The organism is Microbacterium fluminis, from assembly GCF_051549805.1.
In the GTDB taxonomy this organism is placed as follows: Bacteria; Actinomycetota; Actinomycetes; order Actinomycetales; family Microbacteriaceae; genus Microbacterium.
Genome location: NZ_CP196042.1, coordinates 1,385,598 through 1,408,692, shown reverse-complemented (window position 1 = coordinate 1,408,692; position 23,095 = coordinate 1,385,598). Strand labels below are relative to the sequence as shown.

The window sequence follows — 23,095 nt, the reverse complement described above, 5'->3', positions numbered from 1 at the left end:
ATCATGGGACTTCTAATAGTCGTGCTAATCCTTGTGCTGGTCGCAGCCATGATCGGGATCAGCATCTTTCACTTCAGGAAGAGGAGGGAGGAGGGCTACGCCTCCTCGCCCACGAGGTTGATCGTCCTCTTTGCCGCAGCTCTCGTCCTGGCAGCGTTCATCTTCGTTCTGGTGCTGTGGCAGTTTGTATGAAGGGCTCGTTCGAGGATGCGCGCCTGTCTCCGTGCGGGACTCGTTGGCGGCGTCATTGGCGTCACCAGTGGCGATCCTAAGAGTGTCGTTGCTCGGGCGACGGGATAATGATCGCGCTCAGCATCGGAACTGTCGGGTAGTTCGCGTTCGTTCGCGGGCTTCATGGTCGGAGTTGCAAGTGTGCTCAAGTTGGCGCGTGCGGAATCTATATGGAAGTGACAGCCCCAATCCTGACTGCATCGATCCGTTGCAATACGGTGTGCATAGCTAAACCCAGGAGCGCCGATGGATAGTCGAAAACGACTGCAATCGACATTCGTCGCCGCTATCGTTCTGACTCTTCTCCTGGTGGGATGTGGAGCGCGCATCGACACCGTCCTGAGCGTGAGTGCGGACGGCTCTGGTGCGCGAGTCATGACGTTGACACTCCCTGCGGACCATGTCGACAAGCTCGTGGGGGGAGTCGCAGCCGCTGACGAATCCATACGCGCAAGCCTGCCCAGTCAGCTCGAGTACTCCGGTCTCCAGGTAAGTGCGGGAGGTGCGCTGTCCGCGACCCTCACGATGCGTTTTACGTCGCCGGCAGATTACGTCGTGAAGGCGCGAGCTCTCCTCGCTCTCGACAGCGACTTCGTCACCCCACCGACGTTCACCGTCTCGGATTCGACTCTCGTCCGCGGGGTCGTGATCAATGAGAGCTACACCAGCGCGTCGCTGCTTCAGTGGCTGTTCGCCGCGCTGAAGAAAGACGGCGTACTCGGGGGCTCGACGAGTACCACTAATGCGTACGAAGTCGGTTCAACCGAGTTGCGCTACGGACAGGCAGTGATCCCTCAGACGGGAGGCGCCATCCGCGCGGACCTTGTGGACAACGCGGGCTTTGCTGCCGTCAGCATGTCCACAGACGTGTCCGAGGCTGACATCGTCAGGCGGACGATCACTTACGTGGCAGCGCCGGGAAGCGACACTGCACGGTACGAGCAGTTCTTCACCACAGCGACACCTGAGGGCGCCGGACTCCAACGCAACGGTCTTCAGTGGGTCATGACGTTTACGGGGACCGCCAAACAGGTGGCGACGGCAACGGACACCGCGCTAGGAAGCTCCGGTACTGTGCTCGAGGTTGGTCGCGCCCAGAACAAGGCCACCCTGACTCTGACGGTCAGAGACACGGCCAGCTGCGCGAGCGTCTGCGCGCGCAGCGCTTCACCTCTCACCGATGAGCTTCGCGCGCCTTCACAATTCTCAACGGCACCGCTGACCATTGACACCGCTGGAACGGACCCGATTGCCTTGGAGTTCGTGCCAGAGTTCGACGCGATAGCGCAGCAGTTGGACATCGGATTGTTCGGAACGACCACCGCGACGACAAAGTTCACCGTCTCGACGTCTACGGCCGAACTTCTGGGCAACGGTTTCGAGCAACTACTCGCTCCACCGGATGGCGTCGGCGCGCTGTCGAAGTCCGTCGAGGGAGATGCGACCTCATTCACGGTGACAATCGCCGCCTCGGCGAGCGAGTTCGACCGCGCGTACTCATCGTGGGCGTCCGCGGGAGGACTCCGCACGGAGGATCTCCCAGGGTCCACTGTCCTGGGAGCCACCACGACCTACGACTTTGAGTCGGGTCTCCAATCCGTGATCGGCGCACACGGCGTTACTCTGACCATGCCGACTGCGGTGTCGCTGCCACTCGGCAAATGGGTCAGCGCTGGGTCGACCGACGCCGCAAGCCCGGGTGGGCGAGTCAGCTTCCAGTCGCAGGGGCTCACCGCCGTGGGGCTCATCACGGTAGCCGTATCCGCGCTCTTGCTTGCTACCGCAACATACCTGTTCGTTCGCGTCGCTGGTCGGCGTGCGAGCCGAAGTCGCCAACCATTGACCGCTTCGCCGGTGAGCCGTGGTCCGGTCGGGAGTTTGCTTCTCGGCGGCGATTTCCCCCGAGCTCAAGTGTCAGTCGCGCCGACGGTGTTCGACATGACCGTCTCCCCGAAAAGTGGTTCGGGGCACGGTGGACTCTTGGCGTGGACGGCCCCTGTTCGACGGCCGCACGTCGCTGCACGAGTGCTCCAACACGCCACGCCCTCTACACCGCACCAACAACCATCCCTGATCCCGAGAGAGTGATCCGATGCCCGATTCGCACGACACTGGCGAGACAGCACCGCTTCCCCCGATGCCGCCTCTGCCTCGACAGCAGCCGGCTCCGCCGGCCTACCCCTTCCGGCTTCTTCATGATGAGCGTGTCCTCGCGACGTACCCCATCACCGACCGACGGAGGCTGATGGGGCGAATCAGGAGCTTCCTCTTCGTGACCGACTCGCGGGTCGTGTACGCCGCGGAGAGCAAGACGGTCTTCTCGTCGTCCGCCGAGTTCCAAGAACACCGTCTGGACAAGATCGAGGGCATTGAAACTCGCCGACGCCGCGGGTTCAGCGCCGTGGGGGCCGCCATTGCCATCGGAATCCTCCTGCACATGATCTTCTTGGGCAGCGTGAACCTCATGTTGACGGCATCGCTCGCTTCGAGTTCACTTAGCTCCTATTCGTCCTATAATCCCGTTTCAGTGCTGCCGCTCGGGCTGATCACCGGGCTGCTGATCGCCTTCTCCGCCGTTATTGGTGGCGGCGTCATCTTCAGCTTGATGCGGCCGACGGCATACCTCGGGGTGTTCGGTGTCGGCAACTCCGTCGCGTTCGCAGAGTCACGCGACTGGATCACGATTGTGGTCACCGCCATCCTCTTCCTCGTCCTCGGGCCGATTGCCCTGCTGTTCTGGATTGCAGCCCGTGGGCTGGGCCTGTTTCAAGCCTCAGATGCGTTTCTTTATGCGGACGTCAACAACATCGAGGCCATCGCCTATGACGCGGGCGCGTTGATCCTCGACGCGCAGTCGCGAGGAACACTCGCGGGCACGTAGGCGTCGCCGCAGGGTATGAAGCGACGTCACACTTGAGCAACTCGACAGCACGGAGGAACGCACGATGCCCGATCAGTTGAGAGCGGAGGCGTCCGTCGACGGCCCGCACTCCCGATCCATCCCTGCTCGCTTCGTCCAGAGCGACGCGGCTCCCGTCTGTGTTCTCGTCGGTGGCCTATTCCGCGACAACGCGGACGGTGACGGCGGTCCAGTCCAGCTCCTCGTCGCACCAGGAATATGGCGCGAACTCGACCCCGTCTTCCTGCCCATGTTGCTCTTTCTTCGGGCACCTCGAACTCGAATCGAGGCCACCGAATGGTTAGCGTGGGCTGGCGCGCCGGCGGACGCCCTCGACGATCTCCTGAATACCGGGCTTGCAGTTCAAGTGGCCACCAAGACTCCGGCCGAAGCGATACGGAGTTTCGCCGGCATCACGGTCATCCCGCAAAGCATGCCCGGTGACCCGGTAACCGACGACCCCGACCTCATCCGCGTGCGCCAAACTCCCGACACGGCCGACTCGTATGTCATTCCCATCGAATTAGAGCGGGTGCTCTGGGGGTTGCGAGAGCCGGCAGACCTGCCGTCCGCTGTGGCGCAATTAGCGTTGGAGACGGGTGCGGACCTCGACGTCATCGCGCGTCGAGTGCTGACTACGATCCCGGCCCTTCTGTCACGCGGGCTGGTGCGGTTGGAATGGTTGCGTGCCCCCGGGTTCTGACCGGCGTCTCGCGGACGCGTGGCACACCCTCAACGATGTGGGCTACAAGGCGAGACCCTTAACGCGTGCGCTCAGCGTCGCTCACACCGCAGTTGGCGCGATGTTTGCCTCCTCCGCTGCATCAGCGGTCTCGGACACCTTGATGTCGATAGGCATCGACGCTGGCTCAGCAGGTGCCGCGGGTATCGGAGCTGGCTTCTGTATTGCGGCGGCCAGCGTCGGAGCGTCCATCGCCAATGCCCGGAAGGATTCGGGCGCGTTCCGCGCGATGAGCAAAGGAGGTCATCGCGTCCGAAGCAACGAAGAGCGACTGAACATCGCTCGCCGCGACGGGTACAACGCCGTTCGAGCCAAGGGCGGCTACGCCACTGAATACAACGACGGCATCCAGTCTTACCGCAACAACTTCGATCTGGATCCAGCGTGGAACGCCGCTCGAGCCCAGGGCTTCAACGACGCGCTCAAGGTCGAGGGCAATAGTGAACCCGATGAATACGTCGCGTGGTGTGACGCGGCGAACGCAGCCGACCCTTCCACGCCTGCGACCCTTGATCTTCCCGGCGTCACTGACGCTCCGTGGGTGGAAGATCTAACTGCTGCTCCGAACGCGCCTCCACCTCCTGCCGACGCTCTGGGAGGCGAGGACGACGGTCAGGCCGCCGCAGCGGATCAGCGCTCGGCTGATGACACGGCTCACGTAGAAGCAAGTTCTCGGGCGGCCGACGAGCATGAAGGAATGCCCTTTGAGGACATCATTGGCGACGCCAGCGGCGTCGCCAATGTTCCTCAGGCGGAGGCCGCGAGGTCACAACTCAGCGCTTCCGATCAGAGCGTAGATCGCGTGGCGCCCAGCCCAACGCGGTCGGCGGACGCATCTTATGAGCTCCGTCGAGTCCCCCTAGCCGACGCGGATGTAGTTCAAGCCGTGGGAGAGCCCGAGGACCATGAGGGCGACTCTACGCAGGTGGCGAGTGATCAAGCTCAACTCGGTCTTGAGCCATCAGTGGAGTCGGCGACAGTCTCGTGTCAACCTCTCGTGGCCGTGCCTTCGCACGACGATGCCATGATCACGAGCGACAGCCCGGACGAAGCGACCCGCGGCATCAGCACCGACCCGAGCGCCGGCCCAAGGGGCGAGCCGCCTGAGACTAATCCGCCCACCACCGAGCCCGGACAGGACCCAGACCCGGAACCCGACCCCAACGCGGAAGAGAACATGGATATGTCGTTCTGATGAGCTACAGCGAAGAGGTTGTTAGCGGCTTCACGCTCACGTCCGCAGCCGGCCACATCGGCCCGTACCCGGGCGACTTCTGGGTAAACGGCATCGGAGCGTCAATTGGCTTCGCGGATGCTACTCTCGGCCGCCACGTCCTCTATCTCGGCGGAATCGGCACAGGCAAGACCGTCGGGATGACCGCGCTCATCCGATCCGTCCGCCACGGTCTCGGGCCCGATGACGTGTTGGTCTTCTTCGACACGAAGGGGGACTACCTCGACGCTTTCGGCCGTGACGGGGACGCAGTGATCGCGGCCACAACGGCTGGCGCAGACCCACGCCAACGGTACTGGAACGTCTTCGAGGAGTTCCGGGCGGTCCCGCCTGGCCGAGACGTCGAAGATGAGGTGCTCGAAGTCAGCAATGGGCTCTTCTCCAACCTGCTGGCAAACGCGGGGGACAACGTCTACTTCGCGAGCGCCGCGCGAGACCTGTTCGTCGCGCTCCTCACCGGAATGCTCCGCGAATCTGAGACTCGCACTAACCGCGATATCAGGTTGGGCATCGCGGGCATGTCCGTGAGCCAGATGCATGACCTCCTAGACCGTGCTGGCAACGAGGATATCCAGGGCGCTAAACACTACGTCGCGAAGGAAGGCTCAGCGTCCGCGATGGCGTGCGTGGCTTTCATGCAGCAGGTCATCCAGGAGTCGTTTCGTTCATCATTCGGACAAGAGGGTGACTTTTCCATCCGCCGGTTCCTTCGCCAGAAGGGCGGCCACGCGCTCTTCCTCGAGTACGACATCGCCTCAGGCAGCATGCTCGCCCCCATCTACAAGACGATGCTCGACATAGCGATGAAAGAGGCGATGTCTCGTCAGCGGGCCGCGGGGCGCGTTGTTTTCGTGCTGGACGAGTTCGCGCTCCTCCCGGAACTCACACACCTCACGAACGGACTCAACTTCGGCCGCTCCCTCGGCCTCCGCTTTATCGTCGGCACCCAAAACACACGTCAGGTCGAAGCCATGTATGGGCCGGAAATTGCAGCATCAGTTCTCTCCGCATTCGGCACCGTTTTCGCGTTCCGCTTGTTCGATGGAGCGTCTCGCCAGTTTGTAAGGGACAGATTCGGCGAAAACCGCAAGATCTCGCGGTTCGAGTCGCGGGTACGACAACGAGGGCTGATCGAAGAAGTGACGTCAGGTTACGTCGTCGAAGACTGGGAGCTATCTTCGCTACCGGTGGGCACGTGCATCGCCGCATCCGCGGACGTACCTCCGGTCAAGTTCACCTTCTCGCCTCCGACCGGTTGAAGGATCCCCAGATCCCGGAGAGGTGGCCAGCTACCTCTCCGGGATCTGCTCGCCTAGGGCGGAAACAGGACTCGAGTGCGCAGGTAATCGCGCGTCGAGCTGAGCTCACTCTGAGGAGCGCCGCGCCCGGCCCTTGAGTCTGATGCCCTGCGTGATGCCGCCTACGGCTACGACTGTGGGCAGGATCCACCAGTATTTCGCTGCGTTCTCCCACCCGAATAGGAGTCCTCCAGCGAGCCAAAGGCCGACGCCCCCGACGATCATGCCGACGATGGTCTTCCACATCACCTTGAACATGATGGTGTCCATCAACTAATGATGCCCCAGACGACGGTGAAACCCATGCCCACGAACGTCCACAGGGCTGTGCACGCGAACGAGTGACTCGAGCACCAAGCGTCAAGGTCGATGGTCGTCCTCGGAGGCATGGAAGCCTGCATCACTAGCACGTTCAGCGTCTTGCGGTAGACCGTGTTGTAGTACCACTTGACCGTACCTGCGCAAGCATCGATCACCTGAACATTCCATGCTTCGACGCCGAACCCCCTCTCGCATGTCCGTGAGTAGCCATTGCGCGGGTCGACCCCACGTGACGACTCGCTACCGCCCGTCGCCAGCGGTAGCCCGGTCGCGGGATCAGCGAGCGGCTGCGGCGGGATCTCTGCGCTCGCTTGCTTGACCGCCTCGACTCCGATAGTCGTGTGAACGGTGGGGGCCTCCGCGGCAGTTGCCGGGTTGACCTGGAACCCTGCGAGCAATATAGCGACACCGCACGCGGTGAGCAGGACGCGCATCGCGGACCCGCCAGTTTGACGCGACTCTCTGACAGACATGAACAGCCTCCGTTGGTTGTTAGTGCTCCCGGCATCTGGCCGGGAACGATGTGACGGACACTAGACAGGCTCGAGGTGGGCCGCATGTCAGCCAGATGGCGGACAACGATCAACCGGTTATCACGATCCAACGCACGGCACCCACGGAACCAGGGGTCGGTCTCCCCCAGTTCATCTGCCACGCACGATCCCGCGCCCCTCACATCTGCTAGATGGATTTCATCCAGACGGATGAGGAGGAGGAGCGATACTCCGGACCCACTCGACTCGGAGGTGCCGCCGCGGATGTGCCTGCATGCGACGAATGGTGAACGAGACGCGCACGCACAGTCCATAGAGTGCCCGTATGGTGAGACTGATCTCCGGCGTCCGCGCCCAACAGGCAGCCCAGCATCTATGGACCGCGAAGTCGGCGGGAGAAGATCTGCTCGGCTCCGAGCAATCCTTCCGTGCACCCGTGACCTCATATGTCGAGTGGGTGTACCAGCATGCTGAGGTACTCAGGTCCGTGATTGAGATCGAGGACGTCCAAGACCTGTTCTTCACAGCAGACTTCGACCGTGCTCAGGTCGCGCCTGATCTCTCACAGCGCGCGACCCACGATGCGGTAGCCCACGCCATTCGCATGACCGTGCAGCGGCTCGACGACGCTCGCCAGTCACTCGAGAAAGCAACCGGGATATGGAGAAACCGAGCGACCGTGGTGCTCGATACCAACGTCCTCCTGCAGCACATCCAGGAGCTTGCGGACATCCCATGGGCGAAAGCCCTCGACTGGGACCGAGACCAGCCCATCGCCCTCGGGATCCCGCTTGTGGTGGTGGCCGAGCTCGATGGTCTGAAGGCAAGTAACGCGTCGCATGTCGCAGCAGATGGGACCAAGACGCCGCTCCGAACCCTCGCGCGGAATGCTCTGCGCACGCTCTCAGTCTGGTTCGCCGGCCCGCATGTCATACACGAGCTCCACCAAGACCGACTCTATGCAGTGCTCATGATGGATGATCTTCGACACGTTCGCCTTCCATCCAACGACGCGGAGATCGTGGACCGAGCCCTGCAGGTACGGCCATTCGTTCGGGATCTGGCAGTCGCCAGCGACGATGTTGCACTGCGCTTCCAGGCCGCCAAGCTCGGCCTACCGGCTTTCTCCCCGACCGGCGACTGAAAAGCCACAAGACCTGACGCAGCCGAGCCCGCAGCTTCGCACGACCCTCGTCACGTGGCGCGCAGGGCCATCGCGGTCCAGCGGTTCTTCATGCTCCTGCGGTCTGAGGTCAGATGGAAGGCGTGGCACGCGGAGCACGGGTGGACGGCGGCTTCGTCACGAGTTGCGTCACGTCGAAGTCGTCGCAGGACGCGGCCGGCCGAGACCAGGGTGCGGTACGGAATTTTCGGGCAGGCGCTCACGTCGCGCCTCCTCTCCTGAGAACGAGAAGGTCTGCGACGCGCTCTGCTCTAATGAGCAGCCGACGTCAGAGCCGAAGTTCTATCGCCCCGGGCCCACAGCGACTAATGTCCACATCAGTATGACTGCCGTCCGGAATGCTCGGCCGGCGCGGACCCAGCGTGCCGACATCGGCGATCTACTCCGTCGCCCCGCTGGGCAGCGAGCCGTCGGAGCTGCGTGAGCGCCGACGGAGTAAGAGCCTGGTCGGTGCATGCGCCGCCCACGGTGGCCCGTAGATCATGGGCGAGGCGTCCAGAACCGGTGCTGCACTCCACTCTTTACGTTCATCACGGCAGCTTCGGTAGTATTTAAGTGAACATATCTGGTGTGAGATTCAAGTTTCAATGTATGCTCATGCCGTGACCACTTCTTCGGACCGGACTCCCGACTGGCGAACCGAGTTTTCGAGCGATGAGCTCGACCTCATCCGGCGGGCAGCTCCCATCGGCATCCATGCTGCGCAGACACGCTCGGCTAGAGCGCATACGGAATACCAGGACCCCGACGATCACCTTTTCGTCTACGGCGTTGGCATGGCACACGGAGCGCCGAAGGACTTTGCGGCGCAACTGAAATCCGCGTCGGGATACTCCGAGGAGTCGGTACCGCGGTCCTCAAGGAAACTCATCCGGATGGGTGGGCACGTCATCCACCTGCACCGGGTAGGTGCCAGGATGCCTCGGAATCACCGCCGCCTGTATCTGCCGAACCTGTCCGATACGCGCAGGGACACCCTCGCCGCGGCGAGCAATGAAAGGTACAGCCACACCCCGGAGTCTCTGTTCGACCTCGAATCCGAAGAACACGCGAACCTCACCGAGGCGCTCGAAGCGTCGGGGAAGACACGCCGCAGCATGCTGCTCGTCCCCTACTACAGCAGCACCAAGTTCGGTGTCGGCCGCATGTTCCTTGGGCCTGCTGTCCTCGCGGGCAAGTACCTCGAGATCACCGACCCCGAACCGATGACGTATCGTCGCACAGGCGCCACCGCACCTAGGCAACAATCGACGGACACGCGTGAAGCACGCCGATTCGCCAGCGGTGAGCGTAGACCGACCACCACCAAGCTCCGCACCTGAAACTCGCATGCCACAACCTGATCTCGTCGCCATTGCAAGATCGTTCGACCCTGCCCGCCTCACTCAGGCTCGCCGGGTCAAGGCGATGACCAAGAGTGAACTTCACCAAGCCGTCGGCGTCTCCGCGACGGCCATCGGCCAGTACGAACGGGGCGAAGTGCGCCCCCGACCAGACACGGTCCACGCTCTCGCCGAGGTCCTGGGCGTTCCCCCGGGCTACTTCGCATACGGACGCCCACGCGTCCAGGTGGAGGTCGCCGAAGCCTCCTTCCGCCGGCTGCGGTCCACGACCGTTGCCCAGCAACAGCAGGCCACCGCGTACGTCGAGCAGGTATGGGAGCTCAGCTGCTACCTGGAGGAAAGGGTCGAGTTCCCGAGCGTCGACCTTCCTTCGTGGGCCCTGCCTGACTCCGACGATGTTCCCGACCCAGTCACCGCCGCGCAGCAACTACGGCAGTACTGGGGCTTAGGCAACGAACCGATCCCGCACCTCGTGGCGGAGATCGAACAGCACGGCATCCTCACGGTCTTCTTCTCGATGAAACAGGACGAGTCGCTTCCCGAGAAAAGCCGCATCGACGCCTTCTCGACAACGTCTTTGCCGCGCCCGCTCATCGTGCTCACCCCCGATAAAGCCGACGATGTTCTCCGTCACCGCTTCAGCGCCGCACACGAGCTCGGACACATCGTCCTGCATCATGGGCGACAGGGAACCGATGTGGAGATGGAACGGCAGGCGGACATGTTCGCCGCGGAGTTCCTCACCCCTCGTGACGTGATTCGCGCTCAACTGCCTATGAGACTCAACATCGGCGCGCTGCAAACGTTGAGCGAGACCTGGGGCGTGTCGCCAGAGATGCTCGTCTACCGCTCTCGCGACCTGGAACGCATCTCAGAGTCCTCGGCCCGACGCGCATACATCACTCTGCGCGCCGTACCCAGGCGTCCGATGCCCATCGCTGAGTTTTCGGGAGAGAAGCCCGAGTTGCTCCGTAACGCGATTCAGCTGCTCGAGACCGTCAACGTGACTTTGCTCGACATCGCCGAGGCTCTGCAGATGACTCCACGGCAGGTACGTCGGTTGGCGGGGATCGACACGGAACGTCCGCGCCTGACACTGGTTTCCCGTAGATAGGTGCCCGGGCGAAGAAGATCGACAGGTGAAGCGGTTAGGTCTATTTCTCGGCGGGCAGCCGGCGCGGCCGCGCATCGGGATCCGCGCTTGCGATGGCCCCTTCGCAGCACCGCTGCGCAGGGGGCTAGAACTTTTTGCGACGGGGAAGCAGGGGACGCCACGCGTTGTGGTCGACCGAGCCCTCAGACCACATAGCGGTTAGGCAAACAGTGGGTGTGTTATACGAGCTCACGACCAGCAGACCGAAGTTGCCGTAGCCGAGAGCTCGTTGCTCTCGCCATCCCCCATCGTGCCGTTCTTCACCATCGTCTAGTAGCTGCTGACCGATGCGGCGGCATTCCTCCACGAATGCCTCCTGCTCGTGTTGGGGCACTCTGGCGTCAGTGAGCACCCCCTCGATAGTCGGCAGGCTGGAGGCGTCGATCATCGCGTAGACGGTGGCATTGATTCCGAGCGACTGAAGACGCTCGGTCAGCCGCGCTTGCCCATCGGTGAAACCGGCAGTCGCGACAACAGCGATCCGACTCTCACGCATAAAGCCCTGCAGCTTCGTTCCGAGCGCAGGACTGCGATCCTCGTCGAGTGATTCGGTGCTCTCCGCCCCCAACCAAGCCTCGAAGATGCTGATGGCAGACGATCCTCTGCCGATGATGTCGTCAACGAAGATGACAGGCTTGTCCGCGCCGAGAGCCGCCTCGATGGTGGAAAGTGTGTAGCCCAGGTCTTTCGCAGAGTCGCCGAGGTGGTACGTGTGGATGGACGAACCATCCTTGGGTTCGCCGAGAGGGACGATGTGCGCCTCGCCGAACTCGGGGTGCTCGGACGCGAACGTTCGAAGCGCCTCGTTCGCGTCTGAGCGGGACAACATCTTCACACCCGCCGCGGCCGTCAGAGCCACCGGGCCGATTGCAGATGGGAACTGCAGCACCCAATCCTTAATGCGTTGGGCGTTGAGGATCGATGTCGCAGTGCCATTGTCGGGACCCATATAGCCATGCAGGTTCGTGAGAACGGCCTCGACCTGAGTTCGGGCCGCACTCTGACCGAGATACTCCGGTTGAGGGCGCAGATCGCCGGGCAAACTGTCGTAGAACCCTGCCGACTCAAGGTCGCGCCGAAGCGTTTCCATCGTTTTGCCGCCCACCTTGGCGTAGGAACGCATCTCTTCGGGGATGCGTACCTCGTACATCGTCCGCGCGCTCACCTCGGCGGCGATATGGACCATATCCATGATCTCGCGGGGTGAGAACACGAAACCGACGTCTTTCGTGTTGACGTACGCGTCAGCCCAGCCCCTGTTTTCCGCGCGAACCTTCTCGACCTTGAAAACGCGTTGATCCTCGATGAGGAACGCGCGACTCTGGTCCGACTCGGACCCGCGACCCGAGCTCGTGGGCGGGTCGACGCGAATGTAGTCCCGCAGGTTGCCCGGTAGGGCGGTTAGTTGCTCAGCGCGGCCGAGGTGTCCCGCAATGCGCTCGACGTTCGTCACGAGGAGCGTGAGGAACTCCTCGCGTTTGTCGGGCTGATCGGAAAGCTCGCGGATGAATCCTTCATTTGCTTCGCGCGCCGCCGGGTCAGTGCTGTACGCGTCGAATGGCATCTTCTGCGCGAAGGCGAACGCGCGCACAAACAGATTCCTGTCGCGCAGCCGTTGGAGGATCTCTGCTGCCGACGCGAGAGTCTCATGAGGGAGTGGCGTGTCCCTTGCAGAGTTACGCAAGTCGAGGTCGCTGCGGTCGAGAGCGACAAACTCGTCGTCAGCGAACTGCAGCGGCAGAAGAGGGGTCCAATCCACCAAGAGCGGCGTGACGTTGTCGAGCACGGCCGAGACCATCGCTTCGACCGCTCGCACCTTGTGATGGCGGTAGATCTTGTCGAACATGAGGCTGCGACTCAGTGACACCTCGTCCAGCGCGCTCGCACCAGATCTGGCGACCCCGGTGATGATGTGCCCTTCCTGCAGTTCGTTGACGTTGGTGAGCTCGGGCGGAAGCTTGCTGAAGCTGAGTGGGACCGACCGCACCTTCTGGATGAGGCGGACCACGTCAGTCACAACGGGAACCCCGCACATCTTCGCGTCGCGAGGCATGTAGTCGAGCTTGTCGGCGTCGAACGGACCGCTGATGAGTTCGTGTACGAGCGGGAATCTGTCGTCGACCTTCTGCCCGATGATCATTTTGGCGATGCGGTCCGGAAGCTTCGTATCGAACGCTCGATTGGAGACCGTGTGCGCAGCCTGCAACAGTTCGACCACCGCCGGGCTTCGCATCATGTAGTACGCGGCCATTTCCGACAGCTGCGGCAGAGTAGCGCGCTTCGTCTGCCGCTGGAAAGAAAGCAACAGATCATCGCTGGTCTCATCATCGGCAAGGGCGTTCTCAACGACGTGGGACATCAGGCCGTGCCCAACGTCATGACACAGGCCGGCAAGGCGTAGGGTGCTCACCCACTCCTGCGTCAGCGCGAACTCCCCGCCATGCGCTTCAAGCGATGCGGCAAGCTGTCCGACTTGGTGGCATACCCCAAGACTGTGCTCGAACCTGCTGTGATTGGCGCCGGGATAGACGTAGTGCACGACGCCGAGCTGGCGAATCCGGCGCAACCTCTGCAGCAGGGGGCTGTCCATCACAACAACCTCGTGCGCGTCCAGCACAATCGTGCCCCACACCGGGTCGTTGAACTCTTTCGGGGCGCGAGTGTTATTCGGTCCGTCGAGTGAATTCAGATAGCGCCTTAGGAGGCGTTCGGTGAAATCCTCGATGCCCTGCCTGTACCGATCCAGCTCCTGCGCTGGCGTTCCCCCCACGACCGTTCCGACGTCAACGGTAGTTCGGGTACGCGTCCATGAACACGTCCGCGAGGCTCAGATACAGATCTGCGTCGCCGGGGACACGGTTCAGGTAGCGCTGAGCGTCCGCTTCGGTGATCTTCAAACGCATCTGCGTGTACGTCGGATTGTCCAGGCTCACGAGATCACGCTGGACGGCCTTGGTGATGCCCTCGCGTACCTCTGGCGCGTCACCGTGAGTCGCGTCTTGGGTGAGCCAGAATTTCAGACGTAGGTTGCGCTGGTCTGCCACGCGTTCAAGCTCGTTGAAGGTGCGAACTACAGCGGCATAGAACTCCGTGTCGCGGATCGACACCACCGACACGTGTCGTGCTGCGAGCGCGGCAAGAAACCCGGTCATGAAGTCGTTCAAAGTGATCCGGGTCGTCGTAGACAGTGGCTGAAGAGTGGTCGCTACCATGCGGTCCCCGCTTTCCGCGCCCTAGGCGACAGGTGGTTGGCGCTGCGTCCCAGTCACAAATGCGCTACTTCACCCACCAGCGCAATTGGCGGAACACTCGTACCCTACCCTGCGGCACCCACACTGGCTCTCAGGCCCGCGGAGCAACGACCGACTCCAATCTGAAGGTCACCACGGTGGCTCCACTGACTCCTTGTCTTACTGATCAGGGCCCGAAAGAGGGGGACGCTCGTGCCGTGACGGGCACTGCTTCCAACAGCGTAAACATCTCGTGCTCGGCACGTGCATGAGATTCGCATGCAGCAATCTCGAGCTCTCTCGCTCCCACTTAGCTTGCTTTGAGGTGCGGAGCGCTCCTCGATCAGCAGTCCGAGGGGTCGAACAGAATCAGACCTTGGCCAGGACTTCTTCGAACTCCATGGAAAGTATCCATCCTTAGCGCGGAACGGCACCAACCGGTGGCTTCGCGAGCCCTTGCGCCCACTGGGATCGCAGATTTCCATACAGGGCCACAGCGATGAAGAGCCCCTGAACCGGGATGTCCCCGGGCCAGGGGCTCTTCGCCTGTCCGCGTCAGCCGGCGGAGTAGTCGTGCGACCAGCACACCTCGGGCTCGACGAGGAAGACCACGAGGCCTTCGCGCACGTCGTAGTCGGCGCCGGTGTAGGCCTGCGCGATGCGGTCGACGATCGCCAGCGCCGCATCGCCTTCGACGCGCTCGACCACCCGGCCGCGCACGAAGGCCATGTCGAGCGGCTGATCGGGAGCGGTGACGGATGCCGCGACCCGGCCGTCTCTCTGCACGTTGCGGTCCTTGCGCGAACCGGCGTCGCTGAAGAACGCCAGCCGGCCGCCCTCCACGCCGACCCAGACCGGCACGACGTGCGGGCCGCCGTCGGGCATCACCGTGGCGACGTGCACGGGTGCGGTGGTCTCGAAGTAGTGCCGGACGTCGGCGAAGTCCTGCGACATCGTTCCTCCTGATCGGTCGGGGTCTCCAGGGTCGCACCGCGCCCCGGACCCGCCCAGGGGTTGACGGGGCATCCGCCGTCGTGGGCGACGGCTATTCGAGGGCGGGGAGCAGGGCGAAGACGATCTCTTCGACCTCGCGGCCCACGCCGGGGGCGTAGCCCGTGTCGCGGGAGAGCTCGGTGAACCCGGCGCGGCGCAGCAGCGCGACCGAGGCGGCGTTGTGCGCGGCCACGCGGGCGAACAGCGGGCGCTCGGTCTCGTGCGAGATCAGCAGCCGCAGGGCCGCCGTCGCCACCCCGCGACCCCATGCGTTCCGGGCGATCCAGTACGTGAGCTCGCGGTCATCGCCGACCGAGAAGGCGGCGGCGATGCCGGCGAACCCGCCGTTCTCGGTGACCACGTGCGTCGACGCCGTCGGGTTCGCGAGATTGCGCGCCAGCCACGCGTCGAAGGCGGCACGGTCGTCGGGATCGTCGGCGGTGAACGCGGCCATCGCGACCGCCTCGCGGTCGCGCATCATCTCGAAGACGGCGTCGTGGTCGTCTTCGTCGATGTCGCGCAGCTCGATGTGGCCCACGGTCCCACGCTAGCGAGTGGGGCCGACAGGCGGAGGGTCTCGTCTCGTTGCGCGCGACGGGCGGGGTCAGAGCTGGGCGTGCAGTGTCATCAGGTGCCGCTCCGCGGCCTCGGCATCGCGCCGGGCGACCGCATCGCGCAGGCGGCGATAGCAGGCGTCGCGCTCGTCGCGGTCGGGGATCTCGGGTGTCCAGCCGACCACGTTGCGCTGTAGGGCGAAACCGGCCTCGCGCATGACCGAGACGAACACGGCGTTGCCCGTCGCGCGGATCGCCTGCTGGAAGAAGCGGGCGTTGGCCACCAGCAGTTCGGTGGCATCCTCCGTGAGCGACACCTCGATGGTGTTGTCCAGCTCGGCGAGGATCGCGGCGAGGGTCTCGTCGTCGCAGCGCGGCAGCGCGATGCGCAGGCTGTCCCCCACGATGTGGGTCATGAACTGCTGGGTGTCGGCCAGGGCGCGCTCGTCGGGCGTCGACACCCGGGTGTACCGGTTCGCGGCCACCTCCACCAGGCCGATGCGCTCGAGGCGCTGCAGGGCCTCGCGCACCGGAGTGCGGGAGATGCCCAATCGTGCGGCCAGATCGACATCGCGCACCCGCTCGCCGGGTCGCAGGCGGCCGTCGCGGATGGCCTCGCCCAGTACCGTGAACACCTCTTCGCCGAGCACCGCTCCACGCGGATCGAGCGGCTCGAAAGGGGGGTCTGTGCTCATGGCGAGTCACATTCTAGGGTGGGCGGTCTGAAGAACCGCGGATCCCGGAAAACGCTCGAAGGGAAACCGATATATCACTTAGAGTATGAGCAACCACGCCACGCGTGGCCTATCCGGGGGGATCCATCGACGCCCGGGCCTGTGAGCGTTCGCTCGGCCCGGGCGTCGAATGGGCGTGGCGCAGCATCCGTCGGCGCATCTGGCCGGTCATGCAACGTTTTCGTCACCATCGCCGCACACCCGTGCAGGCGTCGGTGCCTTTGGTTAGCGTGAAGACAAATCCGCGCAGGAGGTGCGGATCCTCAGCAGAACGGCACGGAATGAGCACGCAGGGCACGGTCAAGTGGTTCAACTCGGAGAAGGGCTTCGGCTTCATCGCTCCCGACGACGGAGGCGCTGACGTCTTCGCGCACTACAGCGCCATCGCGGCGAGCGGCTACCGCTCTCTCGAAGAGAACCAGCGCGTCGAGTTCGACGTGGCACAGGGCCCCAAGGGCCTCCAGGCGGAGAACATCCGACCGCTGTGACGGTTCGCGGTGCGGCATCCGTCCACCGGTCGGATGCCGCACCCCTCCGTCGTGCGTCAGTCGCCGCCGCCGCGCACCAGCTCGAGACCCGCGCCGGCGAACTGCCGCAGGGTGGCGTCGGGCAGGAACGCCCGCGTGAGGGCCGCGCCGATGGCCAGCAGGTCGCCCTCGTCGTGGAACAGCAGGTACATCGTCTCGAAGCGCGGGTTGAACTTCATCTTGAACTTGTGCAGCGACTGGAAGCCGTAGACCGGCTCGAGGGCGTCGGCGAGCTTGTCGCTGAGCTCGGCGATCATGCCCGCTCCCGGCGGGTACTCGTGCGCGAGCGGTGCGCCCGACAGTGACATGATCTCGGCGCCCTCGTCGGAGAACTGCCGCGCCGACGAGCCGATGAGGAACTCCATCACCGGCCCGAAGCCGCCCTCGCGTCGGCGCATGAGGTCGAGGGTCCAGCCGCGGATCGCGCCCCCCTCGCCGTACACCGGCAGCCACGACAGGAATCCGTCGACGTCGCCGTCGGGCGAGATCGCCAGCGCCAGGCGCACCTCGGGATCCTCCGCCTCGGTGAGCGTGCCGAGCGTGAACCCCATCTCGGGGAGCCCCTTGTCGCCGACCCACATCTCGGAGATCGCGCGCAGCTGCTGACGGATGCCCCACGGCTCGTCTTTCAGATGGGTCAGGCGGAACGTCATCTCCTCACGCCCGGCGCGGTTCAGCGAGGACCGCACGGAGTTCCACGGCTTGCCGGTGAACTGCAGGCCGGGGAGGTCGACGATCGTGTCGTCGGCCACGACGAGACTGCGCCAGCCTTCGGGGACGGCGGCGCGGGTGGCCTCGTCGGCGCTGAAGAAGCACGGCGTCAGACCGGCCCGCTCGGCCTGGTCGATGAACTCCGCGACCGACGCGGCCCGGGTTCCGGCCGGGCCGAGCGGGTCCGCCAGCGCCAGCGCCACGCCGGCCCGCCGCTGGTAGACGACGATGCCGTCGGTCGTGCGGGCGTAGTCGTTGTTCGCCCAGGTCGACATCCAGGAGAGCGTTCCGCCGCCGTCGGTGCGCAGCATCCGCTTCACGTCCTCCACCGTGGGGCTGGCCGCCGCGCCGATGCGGGAGCGACGTCGGGCGGCGAAGGCGCGGCGCACCCAGACGAGGTAGATCAGCAGCAGCACCCACAGCACGCTCGTGGCGAGGCTGTGGCTGGGGTCGGCGTCGAGGGTGATCTCGACGTCGCTGTGCCCGAGCAGCAGCAGCGCCGTCACCACGAGAAGGCCGACGAGCAGGTTCAACGACGCGAGCACGAGCGACACCACCCACGCCCAGCGCCGCCCGCGGAACAAGCCGTTCGCGACGACGACGATGACGGCGGTGTCGATCGCGACGTCGATCCACGAACCGGTCACGGGTCCGGAGTAGCCGAAGGGGCCGAACGTCGGCACCAGGAGCGTGATGATCTGCGTCGCGCCCAGCGCGAGGATCGCCACGAACGCGATCAGCCGCTGCTCCCGCACGGTGGTGCGCTGCACCCGCAGCGAGCGGTCGACGAACAGGATGAGCAGCACCGCCGCGGCGTGCTCGACATCGGCGACGGCGCCCCAGAACAGCAGCGCCACGAACGTGAAGGCCAGCAGCACCGACCAGGCGCGCACGCGCCACGGCGCGACGAACAGTCCCACCGCGGCGGCCAGGCACGCCATCGCCCCGCCCGAGGGTCCCACGTCCTGCTGCAGCGCCTGCAGCTGCGCCCACGGCCAGGGCAGGAGCGATCCGAGCCACAGCAGCAGCGCCGCGGCGAAGATCGAGAACAGCTGCCCGATCGTGAAGTACGCCAGCGCCACCCGCGATCCGCGGCGGAACTCGAGGTAGCCCATTCCGGCGAGGCCCGCGATCGTGAGCGCGTACACCCACGGCGCGTTGATGAAGAACGTTCCGGTCACGGGCGTCCACCACTGGCCGTTCAGCAGCGACGGCAGCCCGTACGCCACGGTCGGGAAGAGCGGGTCGTCCTCGAACGGCGCCCACAGCCCGTGCCAGATCACCCCGACCGCGAGCAGCAGGAGCACGAGCGACAGGGTCGCCGGGATGCGCGAGAGCACGACGAGGGCCGGGTGGCGGCGGGATGCCGCGGTGTCGGTCATGCCCACACGATAGCGGCGGGCGAGGGGCTCACGCGGAGCAGTCGTAGGCGGCGAGTGCCTGCGCGTCCTCGGCGTGCCGCATGGCGCGGCGCGCGGCATCCAGCGCCTCGACCGGATCCTGGGCCTGCCGGGCGGCGGCGAGGTCGGCCTGCGCCGCTCCCAACCGCACCCGGGCGTCGACGCCGACGCCGGACTGCGCCACGACGGTCTCGGCCAGCGCGACGGCATTGCGGGCGGCGGCGAGCGTGCCGGGCAGCGCCGTGCGCGCGCCGCGGAGTCGCTGCTGCGCGGTGCGCGCGTCGCCGAGGGCGAGGTCGAGCCGGTCGCGGATGCGGGCGATCGCGGCGATCGCGGCGGTGGGGCGTCGGGCGGCATCGGGCGCGACGGCGTCGATCGCGTCATCCGCCTCCCGCATCGCCGCGGCGAGCCGGTCGGCGGCGTCGGGCTCGAGCGCGCTGCGGGCCGCGCCGGCCTGGCGCACGGCGGTGCGCACCACCTCGAGCTCGCCGGGAACCGCGAGGGCCGCCTGCGTCACGAGGCGGTGCCGCTCCTCGAGCGTGCGGGCCTCGGCGTACGCGCGGCGCAGTGCCCGCTCGGCGTCGGCGAGTTCGGGAAGGGCCGTGCGCGTGGGGTCGGCGGCATGGACGGATGCCTGGGCGAGCAGCCGTTCGGCGGTGTCGGCGTCGGCGATGGCGGACCGGGCGGCCGTCTGCGCCTCCTGCCACTCCTCGGCGGCGAACCGCCCCGACAGCTCCCGGACGAGCGCTTCGGGGTCGCCCATGCTCGCACGCAGGTCGGCGAGGCGACGCTCGGCGGCGGCGACCTGCTGCGCAGCGGACACGTTGTCGCTCACCCAGGAGGCGTGCTCGGCCCGGGCGCGGTCGATGATCGCCCGCGCCTGCTCGGCGCGCGCGACGATCCGCCGCGCGCCGCGGGCGATCTCGTCGGGCAGGAGGTCCGCCTCCGCGGCGATCGAGCGGTAGTCGTCGAAGGACTCGTCGCGCGCGTGCTGCGCGGTCATCCGGGCGCGGCGGAGGGATGCCGGGGCTCCCCCGCCGTAGAGGGCGCCCGACAGTCCCACCTCGAGGTCGATCTCCTCGATCGCATCGTCGAGAGCGACGAGCACCCCGCCGGCGCGGGCGCGCTCGGCCTCGGCCGCCGCCCGCGCCTTCGGCGACCGACGGGCGCGGCGCAGCGCCCATACTCCGGCCACGGCGGCGATCGCCGCGAGGCCGAACACCACCAGGGCGGGGACGACCCAGCCCAGTGCGCTCGCCGCGGCGTCAGCCATCGGCATCCGTCGTCAGCAGCAGGGCGCGCAGCTCGTCGGCGGTGTCGACGACTGCGGCGGCGCCCTCGGACTCGTGCGGCCAGCTGAACCCCCAGCGGGCGAAGATCACGGGCACGCCGTGCGCGGCGCCGCCCTCGACGTCGTGGTGGCGGTCGCCGATCAGCACCGGCCGGCTGATGTCGACGCCGAGCGTGGCCAGGCGACGCAGGGCCTCGGCGACGATGTCGGCCTTGGCGCTGAGGCTGCGCTCGTCGGTGGAGGCACCGACCATCTCCTCGAGCGCGGGCGCGAGGCCGAAGTGATCCATGAGGGCCCGCACCTGCACCTCGGGCTTCGAGCTGGCGGTGGACTGGGGTACGCCCGCGGCGTGCAGGTCGGCGATCAGCGCGGCCACGCCGGGGTAGAGGCGGGCGCCGGTCGTATAGCCGTCCTGCTTTCCGAGCGTGCGGTAGAACGCGACCGCTTCGGCGGCCTGCGCGTCGGTCATCCCCAGCTGCGAGCGGAAGCTGTCGAACATCGGCGGGCCGATCCAGTGCACGAGTTCGGCGCGCGTCACCTCGGGGTGTCCGAAGTGCCGCGTGGCGATGCCGAGGCGACGGAGGATCCCCTCCGAGGCATCCACCACCGTGCCGTCGACGTCCCAGAGGATGCAGGACCAGGGAGAACGCAGCGGCATGCTCCCACGCTACCCGCGCGGGTCGGCGTCCGGGTTCGGGGCGGATCTGCGGCTTCGGGGCCGATTCTTCCGCACCTCGAAGCTCGAAACGCGCCCCGAACTAGGAAAGGGACGTCAGAAGAGGCGGGGGGCGCCGGAGTCGACGCCCTTCATCTCGTCGTAGTCGAGCGTCACGCAGCGGATGCCTCGATCAGCTGCCAGCACGCGGGCCTGGGGCTTGATCTCCTGGGCGGCGAAGACGCCGGTCACCGGCGCGAGGTGCGGGTCGCGTCCGAGCAGCTCGAGGTAGCGGGTGAGCTGCTCGACGCCGTCGATGTCGCCGCGGCGCTTCACCTCGACGGCGATCGTGCCGCCGTCGGGGTTGCGCAGCAGCAGATCGACCGGGCCGATCGCCGTGGGGAACTCGCGGCGCACGAGGGTGAGACCGTCGCCGATGACGCCGACCTGGTCGGCGAGGAGCCGCTGCAGGTCGGCCTCGACGCCGTCCTTCTGCAGTCCGGGATCGACGCCGAGCTCGTGGGACGAGTCGTGCAGCACCTCGTAGAGGCGCACGAACAGCGAGTCGCCGGTCTTCGCGTGGACGACCCGCCACACCTCGGCCACTCCCGCGGCCGCGTTGTCGGCGTCCGGCTCCTCCACCGTGAGGGTGCACGGCGGGCTCATCCAGTTGAGGGGCTTGTACGAGCCGCCGTCGGAGTGCACCAGCAGGCTGCCGTCGCCCTTGTGCACGAGCAGGCGCGTCGCGAGAGGCAGGTGCGCGTTGAGTCGCCCGGCGTAATCGACGGAGCAGCGGGCGATGACGAGACGCACCCGACGAGCCTAGCGCCGGGTCAGTGGTGGCCGGCGCCGACCTTCGAGCCGGCGATCGGCTTGGCGGCGCCCGAGGCCAGTCCCGACATCGCGATCAGCACGACGATGATCCACAGGGTCGGGAGGATGCCGATCGTGTGGCTGACCCACCCGAGAAGCGGCGGCCCGCCCAGGAAGGCGAGGTAGCCGATGGTGGCGGCGGCGGAGACGGATGCCGCGGCCTTGGCGGGATCGTCGGCGGCGGCCGACATGCCCAAGGGGAAGCCGAGGGACGCGCCCGCGCCCCACAGGGCGATGCCGACGAACGCGACCGGCAGGTTCGGCGCGAGGATGAACATCACCAGCCCGACACCGGCCGCGATCGCCAGGACGCGCAGCGTCCAGACCCGTCCGATGCGGTCGACGAGCGGGCCGCCGAGGATGCGGAACACCGTCATGGCGACCGAGAACACCGTCAGCGCGACGGCGCCGAGCGCCTCGCTCTCGCCGTGCCCGTCGACCATCGCGATCGACAGCCAGTCGTTCGCGCTGCCTTCGGCGAATGCCATGCCGAGCATGATGACGCCGATCGCGTAGGTGCGGGGGTCGCGCCAGACGGAGAGGGCGCGGGAGAGCTTCTCGCGGCGCGAGACCGACTCCGAGGCATCCGTCACCGGGTCGTGCACCGGCACGGAGCGGAGGGAGACGAGACCGGTGAGGAGCACCAGCACGCCGACCGCCGACAGGTGCCAGGAGACCCCGACTCCCCACCCGGCCATCGCGATGCCGATCCCCGCGCCGGCGACCGTACCGAGGCTGAAGAACGCGTGGAACAGCGGCATGAGCGTGCGCCCGAACGCCTGCTCCACCGCGGCGGCCTCGACGTTCATCATGACGTCGGTCGAGCTCATCCCCACGCCCATCAGGGCGAGTCCGATCGCGGTTACCGCGTAGGACCCGACGGCCTGAACGCCGAGGCCGGCGACGACCACGCCGACCGAGAAGGTCACGATCGTGAGGAACATGCCCCGACGCGCTCCCCAGCGCACCACGATGACGTTGGCCAGCGACAGGCCCACGATCGACGCGGCGCCCGAGACGAACAGCAGCACGCCGATCAGCAGGTCGTCGATCTGCAGCCGCGACTTGACGGCGGGCAGCCGCGACGCCCAGGAGGCGAAGCCGAGGCCCGTCGCGAAGAAGATGGCGAAGATCGCCGCGCGCCATCGCACGAGCTGCGGGCGGGTCAGCGTGAGGTCCATGCCAGCCACCTTACCGAATCGATTCGACGGCCGGAAACCCGGGCGCTA

At 66.0% G+C, this 23,095-nt stretch carries 22 protein-coding genes; 10 read left to right on the top strand and 12 right to left on the bottom strand.

Going from position 1 to position 23,095, the window contains the following annotated elements:
• The first annotated feature begins 3 nt into the window (after positions 1–3).
• The 6 genes from ACSJDX_RS06655 to ACSJDX_RS06630 all read left to right on the top strand — a co-directional run bounded on the left by ACSJDX_RS06655 (position 4) and on the right by ACSJDX_RS06630 (position 6,365).
• Positions 4–192, top strand: coding sequence for a hypothetical protein (locus tag ACSJDX_RS06655; protein WP_438354761.1), 189 nt, complete (start codon positions 4–6; stop codon positions 190–192).
• A 414-nt stretch (positions 193–606) separates the two neighbouring features.
• The gene (locus tag ACSJDX_RS06650; RefSeq protein WP_438354760.1) at positions 607–2,319 is read left to right on the top strand and encodes a hypothetical protein; all 1,713 of its coding nucleotides are present in this window, start codon (positions 607–609) and stop codon (positions 2,317–2,319) included.
• A 4-nt stretch (positions 2,320–2,323) separates the two neighbouring features.
• Positions 2,324–3,112 carry a hypothetical protein gene (locus tag ACSJDX_RS06645; RefSeq protein WP_438354759.1) on the top strand — a complete coding sequence of 263 codons (789 nt, stop codon included), beginning with the start codon at positions 2,324–2,326 and terminating at the stop codon, positions 3,110–3,112.
• A 64-nt stretch (positions 3,113–3,176) separates the two neighbouring features.
• A complete protein-coding gene (locus tag ACSJDX_RS06640; RefSeq protein ID WP_438354758.1) occupies positions 3,177–3,833 on the top strand; it encodes a hypothetical protein in 657 nt (218 codons plus the stop codon).
• Positions 3,834–3,870: 37 nt separating this feature from the next.
• Positions 3,871–5,067, top strand: a complete 1,197-nt coding sequence (locus ACSJDX_RS06635; protein ID WP_438354757.1) for a hypothetical protein — start codon at positions 3,871–3,873, stop codon at positions 5,065–5,067.
• Positions 5,067–6,365, top strand: coding sequence for a type IV secretory system conjugative DNA transfer family protein (locus ACSJDX_RS06630; protein ID WP_438354756.1), 1,299 nt, complete (start codon positions 5,067–5,069; stop codon positions 6,363–6,365). The genes ACSJDX_RS06635 and ACSJDX_RS06630 overlap by 1 nt, the downstream gene beginning before the upstream one ends.
• 105 nt (positions 6,366–6,470) lie before the next feature.
• Here ACSJDX_RS06630 and ACSJDX_RS06625 read toward each other — a convergent pair whose 3' ends face one another.
• Positions 6,471–6,674 carry a hypothetical protein gene (locus ACSJDX_RS06625; RefSeq protein WP_438354755.1) on the bottom strand — a complete coding sequence of 68 codons (204 nt, stop codon included), beginning with the start codon at positions 6,672–6,674 and terminating at the stop codon, positions 6,471–6,473.
• Positions 6,674–7,159: a hypothetical protein gene (locus ACSJDX_RS06620; RefSeq protein WP_438354754.1), complete on the bottom strand. Its 486-nt coding sequence runs from the start codon at positions 7,157–7,159 to the stop codon at positions 6,674–6,676. The genes ACSJDX_RS06625 and ACSJDX_RS06620 overlap by 1 nt, the downstream gene beginning before the upstream one ends.
• Positions 7,160–7,544: 385 nt before the next feature.
• Here ACSJDX_RS06620 and ACSJDX_RS06615 point away from each other — a divergent pair, with 385 nt between their 5' ends.
• The 3 genes from ACSJDX_RS06615 to ACSJDX_RS06605 all read left to right on the top strand — a co-directional run bounded on the left by ACSJDX_RS06615 (position 7,545) and on the right by ACSJDX_RS06605 (position 10,859).
• Positions 7,545–8,363: a PIN domain-containing protein gene (locus ACSJDX_RS06615; protein ID WP_438354753.1), complete on the top strand. Its 819-nt coding sequence runs from the start codon at positions 7,545–7,547 to the stop codon at positions 8,361–8,363.
• 641 nt (positions 8,364–9,004) lie between these two features.
• On the top strand, positions 9,005–9,724 hold the full coding sequence (locus ACSJDX_RS06610) for a hypothetical protein (protein WP_438354752.1): 720 nt from the start codon (positions 9,005–9,007) through the stop codon (positions 9,722–9,724).
• Between the two features lie 7 nt (positions 9,725–9,731).
• Entirely contained in the window at positions 9,732–10,859 is a 1,128-nt protein-coding gene (locus tag ACSJDX_RS06605; protein WP_438354751.1) for a helix-turn-helix domain-containing protein, read from the top strand.
• A 124-nt stretch (positions 10,860–10,983) separates the two neighbouring features.
• Here the strand turns inward: ACSJDX_RS06605 and ACSJDX_RS06600 are convergent, their stop codons facing one another.
• The 5 genes from ACSJDX_RS06600 to ACSJDX_RS06580 form a co-directional block, all read right to left on the bottom strand.
• On the bottom strand, positions 10,984–13,668 hold the full coding sequence (locus ACSJDX_RS06600; protein WP_438354750.1) for an HD domain-containing protein: 2,685 nt from the start codon (positions 13,666–13,668) through the stop codon (positions 10,984–10,986).
• Positions 13,669–13,681: 13 nt separating this feature from the next.
• Positions 13,682–14,110, bottom strand: a complete 429-nt coding sequence (locus tag ACSJDX_RS06595) for a hypothetical protein (protein ID WP_438354749.1) — start codon at positions 14,108–14,110, stop codon at positions 13,682–13,684.
• A 573-nt stretch (positions 14,111–14,683) separates the two neighbouring features.
• The gene (locus ACSJDX_RS06590) at positions 14,684–15,082 is read right to left on the bottom strand and encodes a TIGR03618 family F420-dependent PPOX class oxidoreductase (protein ID WP_438354748.1); all 399 of its coding nucleotides are present in this window, start codon (positions 15,080–15,082) and stop codon (positions 14,684–14,686) included.
• A 91-nt stretch (positions 15,083–15,173) separates the two neighbouring features.
• Positions 15,174–15,659: a GNAT family N-acetyltransferase gene (locus ACSJDX_RS06585; protein ID WP_438354747.1), complete on the bottom strand. Its 486-nt coding sequence runs from the start codon at positions 15,657–15,659 to the stop codon at positions 15,174–15,176.
• Positions 15,660–15,725: 66 nt separating this feature from the next.
• Entirely contained in the window at positions 15,726–16,370 is a 645-nt protein-coding gene (locus ACSJDX_RS06580) for a GntR family transcriptional regulator (protein ID WP_438354746.1), read from the bottom strand.
• A gap of 320 nt (positions 16,371–16,690) precedes the next feature.
• On the opposite strand from ACSJDX_RS06580, the gene ACSJDX_RS06575 reads away from it, so the two are divergent.
• Entirely contained in the window at positions 16,691–16,897 is a 207-nt protein-coding gene (locus tag ACSJDX_RS06575; RefSeq protein WP_438354745.1) for a cold-shock protein, read from the top strand.
• Positions 16,898–16,953: 56 nt separating this feature from the next.
• Here ACSJDX_RS06575 and ACSJDX_RS06570 read toward each other — a convergent pair whose 3' ends face one another.
• The 5 genes from ACSJDX_RS06570 to ACSJDX_RS06550 form a co-directional block, all read right to left on the bottom strand.
• Positions 16,954–19,029, bottom strand: a complete 2,076-nt coding sequence (locus tag ACSJDX_RS06570; RefSeq protein WP_438354744.1) for a bifunctional lysylphosphatidylglycerol flippase/synthetase MprF — start codon at positions 19,027–19,029, stop codon at positions 16,954–16,956.
• 28 nt (positions 19,030–19,057) lie between these two features.
• A complete protein-coding gene (locus tag ACSJDX_RS06565; RefSeq protein WP_438354743.1) occupies positions 19,058–20,320 on the bottom strand; it encodes a hypothetical protein in 1,263 nt (420 codons plus the stop codon).
• The gene (locus ACSJDX_RS06560; protein ID WP_438354742.1) at positions 20,313–20,996 is read right to left on the bottom strand and encodes an HAD hydrolase-like protein; all 684 of its coding nucleotides are present in this window, start codon (positions 20,994–20,996) and stop codon (positions 20,313–20,315) included. The genes ACSJDX_RS06565 and ACSJDX_RS06560 overlap by 8 nt, the downstream gene beginning before the upstream one ends.
• 114 nt (positions 20,997–21,110) lie before the next feature.
• Positions 21,111–21,806: an endonuclease NucS gene (gene nucS, locus ACSJDX_RS06555; protein ID WP_438354741.1), complete on the bottom strand. Its 696-nt coding sequence runs from the start codon at positions 21,804–21,806 to the stop codon at positions 21,111–21,113.
• A 20-nt stretch (positions 21,807–21,826) separates the two neighbouring features.
• On the bottom strand, positions 21,827–23,047 hold the full coding sequence (locus ACSJDX_RS06550) for an MFS transporter (RefSeq protein ID WP_438354740.1): 1,221 nt from the start codon (positions 23,045–23,047) through the stop codon (positions 21,827–21,829).
• Between the last annotated feature and the right edge of the window lie 48 nt (positions 23,048–23,095).

Bases quoted from the DNA above. Each gene is read 5' to 3' on its own strand.
- ACSJDX_RS06655 (WP_438354761.1), top strand. From the start codon at position 4: ATGGGACTTCTAATAGTCGTGCTAATCCTTGTGCTGGTCGCAGCCATG.
- ACSJDX_RS06650 (WP_438354760.1), top strand. From the start codon at position 607: ATGACGTTGACACTCCCTGCGGACCATGTCGACAAGCTCGTGGGGGGA.
- ACSJDX_RS06645 (WP_438354759.1), top strand. From the start codon at position 2,324: ATGCCCGATTCGCACGACACTGGCGAGACAGCACCGCTTCCCCCGATG.
- ACSJDX_RS06640 (WP_438354758.1), top strand. From the start codon at position 3,177: ATGCCCGATCAGTTGAGAGCGGAGGCGTCCGTCGACGGCCCGCACTCC.
- ACSJDX_RS06630 (WP_438354756.1), top strand. From the start codon at position 5,067: ATGAGCTACAGCGAAGAGGTTGTTAGCGGCTTCACGCTCACGTCCGCA.
- ACSJDX_RS06625 (WP_438354755.1), bottom strand. From the start codon at position 6,674: ATGGACACCATCATGTTCAAGGTGATGTGGAAGACCATCGTCGGCATG.
- ACSJDX_RS06620 (WP_438354754.1), bottom strand. From the start codon at position 7,159: ATGCGCGTCCTGCTCACCGCGTGCGGTGTCGCTATATTGCTCGCAGGG.
- ACSJDX_RS06615 (WP_438354753.1), top strand. From the start codon at position 7,545: ATGGTGAGACTGATCTCCGGCGTCCGCGCCCAACAGGCAGCCCAGCAT.
- ACSJDX_RS06605 (WP_438354751.1), top strand. From the start codon at position 9,732: ATGCCACAACCTGATCTCGTCGCCATTGCAAGATCGTTCGACCCTGCC.
- ACSJDX_RS06595 (WP_438354749.1), bottom strand. From the start codon at position 14,110: ATGGTAGCGACCACTCTTCAGCCACTGTCTACGACGACCCGGATCACT.
- ACSJDX_RS06590 (WP_438354748.1), bottom strand. From the start codon at position 15,082: ATGTCGCAGGACTTCGCCGACGTCCGGCACTACTTCGAGACCACCGCA.
- ACSJDX_RS06580 (WP_438354746.1), bottom strand. From the start codon at position 16,370: ATGAGCACAGACCCCCCTTTCGAGCCGCTCGATCCGCGTGGAGCGGTG.
- ACSJDX_RS06575 (WP_438354745.1), top strand. From the start codon at position 16,691: ATGAGCACGCAGGGCACGGTCAAGTGGTTCAACTCGGAGAAGGGCTTC.
- ACSJDX_RS06570 (WP_438354744.1), bottom strand. From the start codon at position 19,029: ATGACCGACACCGCGGCATCCCGCCGCCACCCGGCCCTCGTCGTGCTC.
- ACSJDX_RS06565 (WP_438354743.1), bottom strand. From the start codon at position 20,320: ATGGCTGACGCCGCGGCGAGCGCACTGGGCTGGGTCGTCCCCGCCCTG.
- ACSJDX_RS06560 (WP_438354742.1), bottom strand. From the start codon at position 20,996: ATGCCGCTGCGTTCTCCCTGGTCCTGCATCCTCTGGGACGTCGACGGC.
- ACSJDX_RS06550 (WP_438354740.1), bottom strand. From the start codon at position 23,047: ATGGACCTCACGCTGACCCGCCCGCAGCTCGTGCGATGGCGCGCGGCG.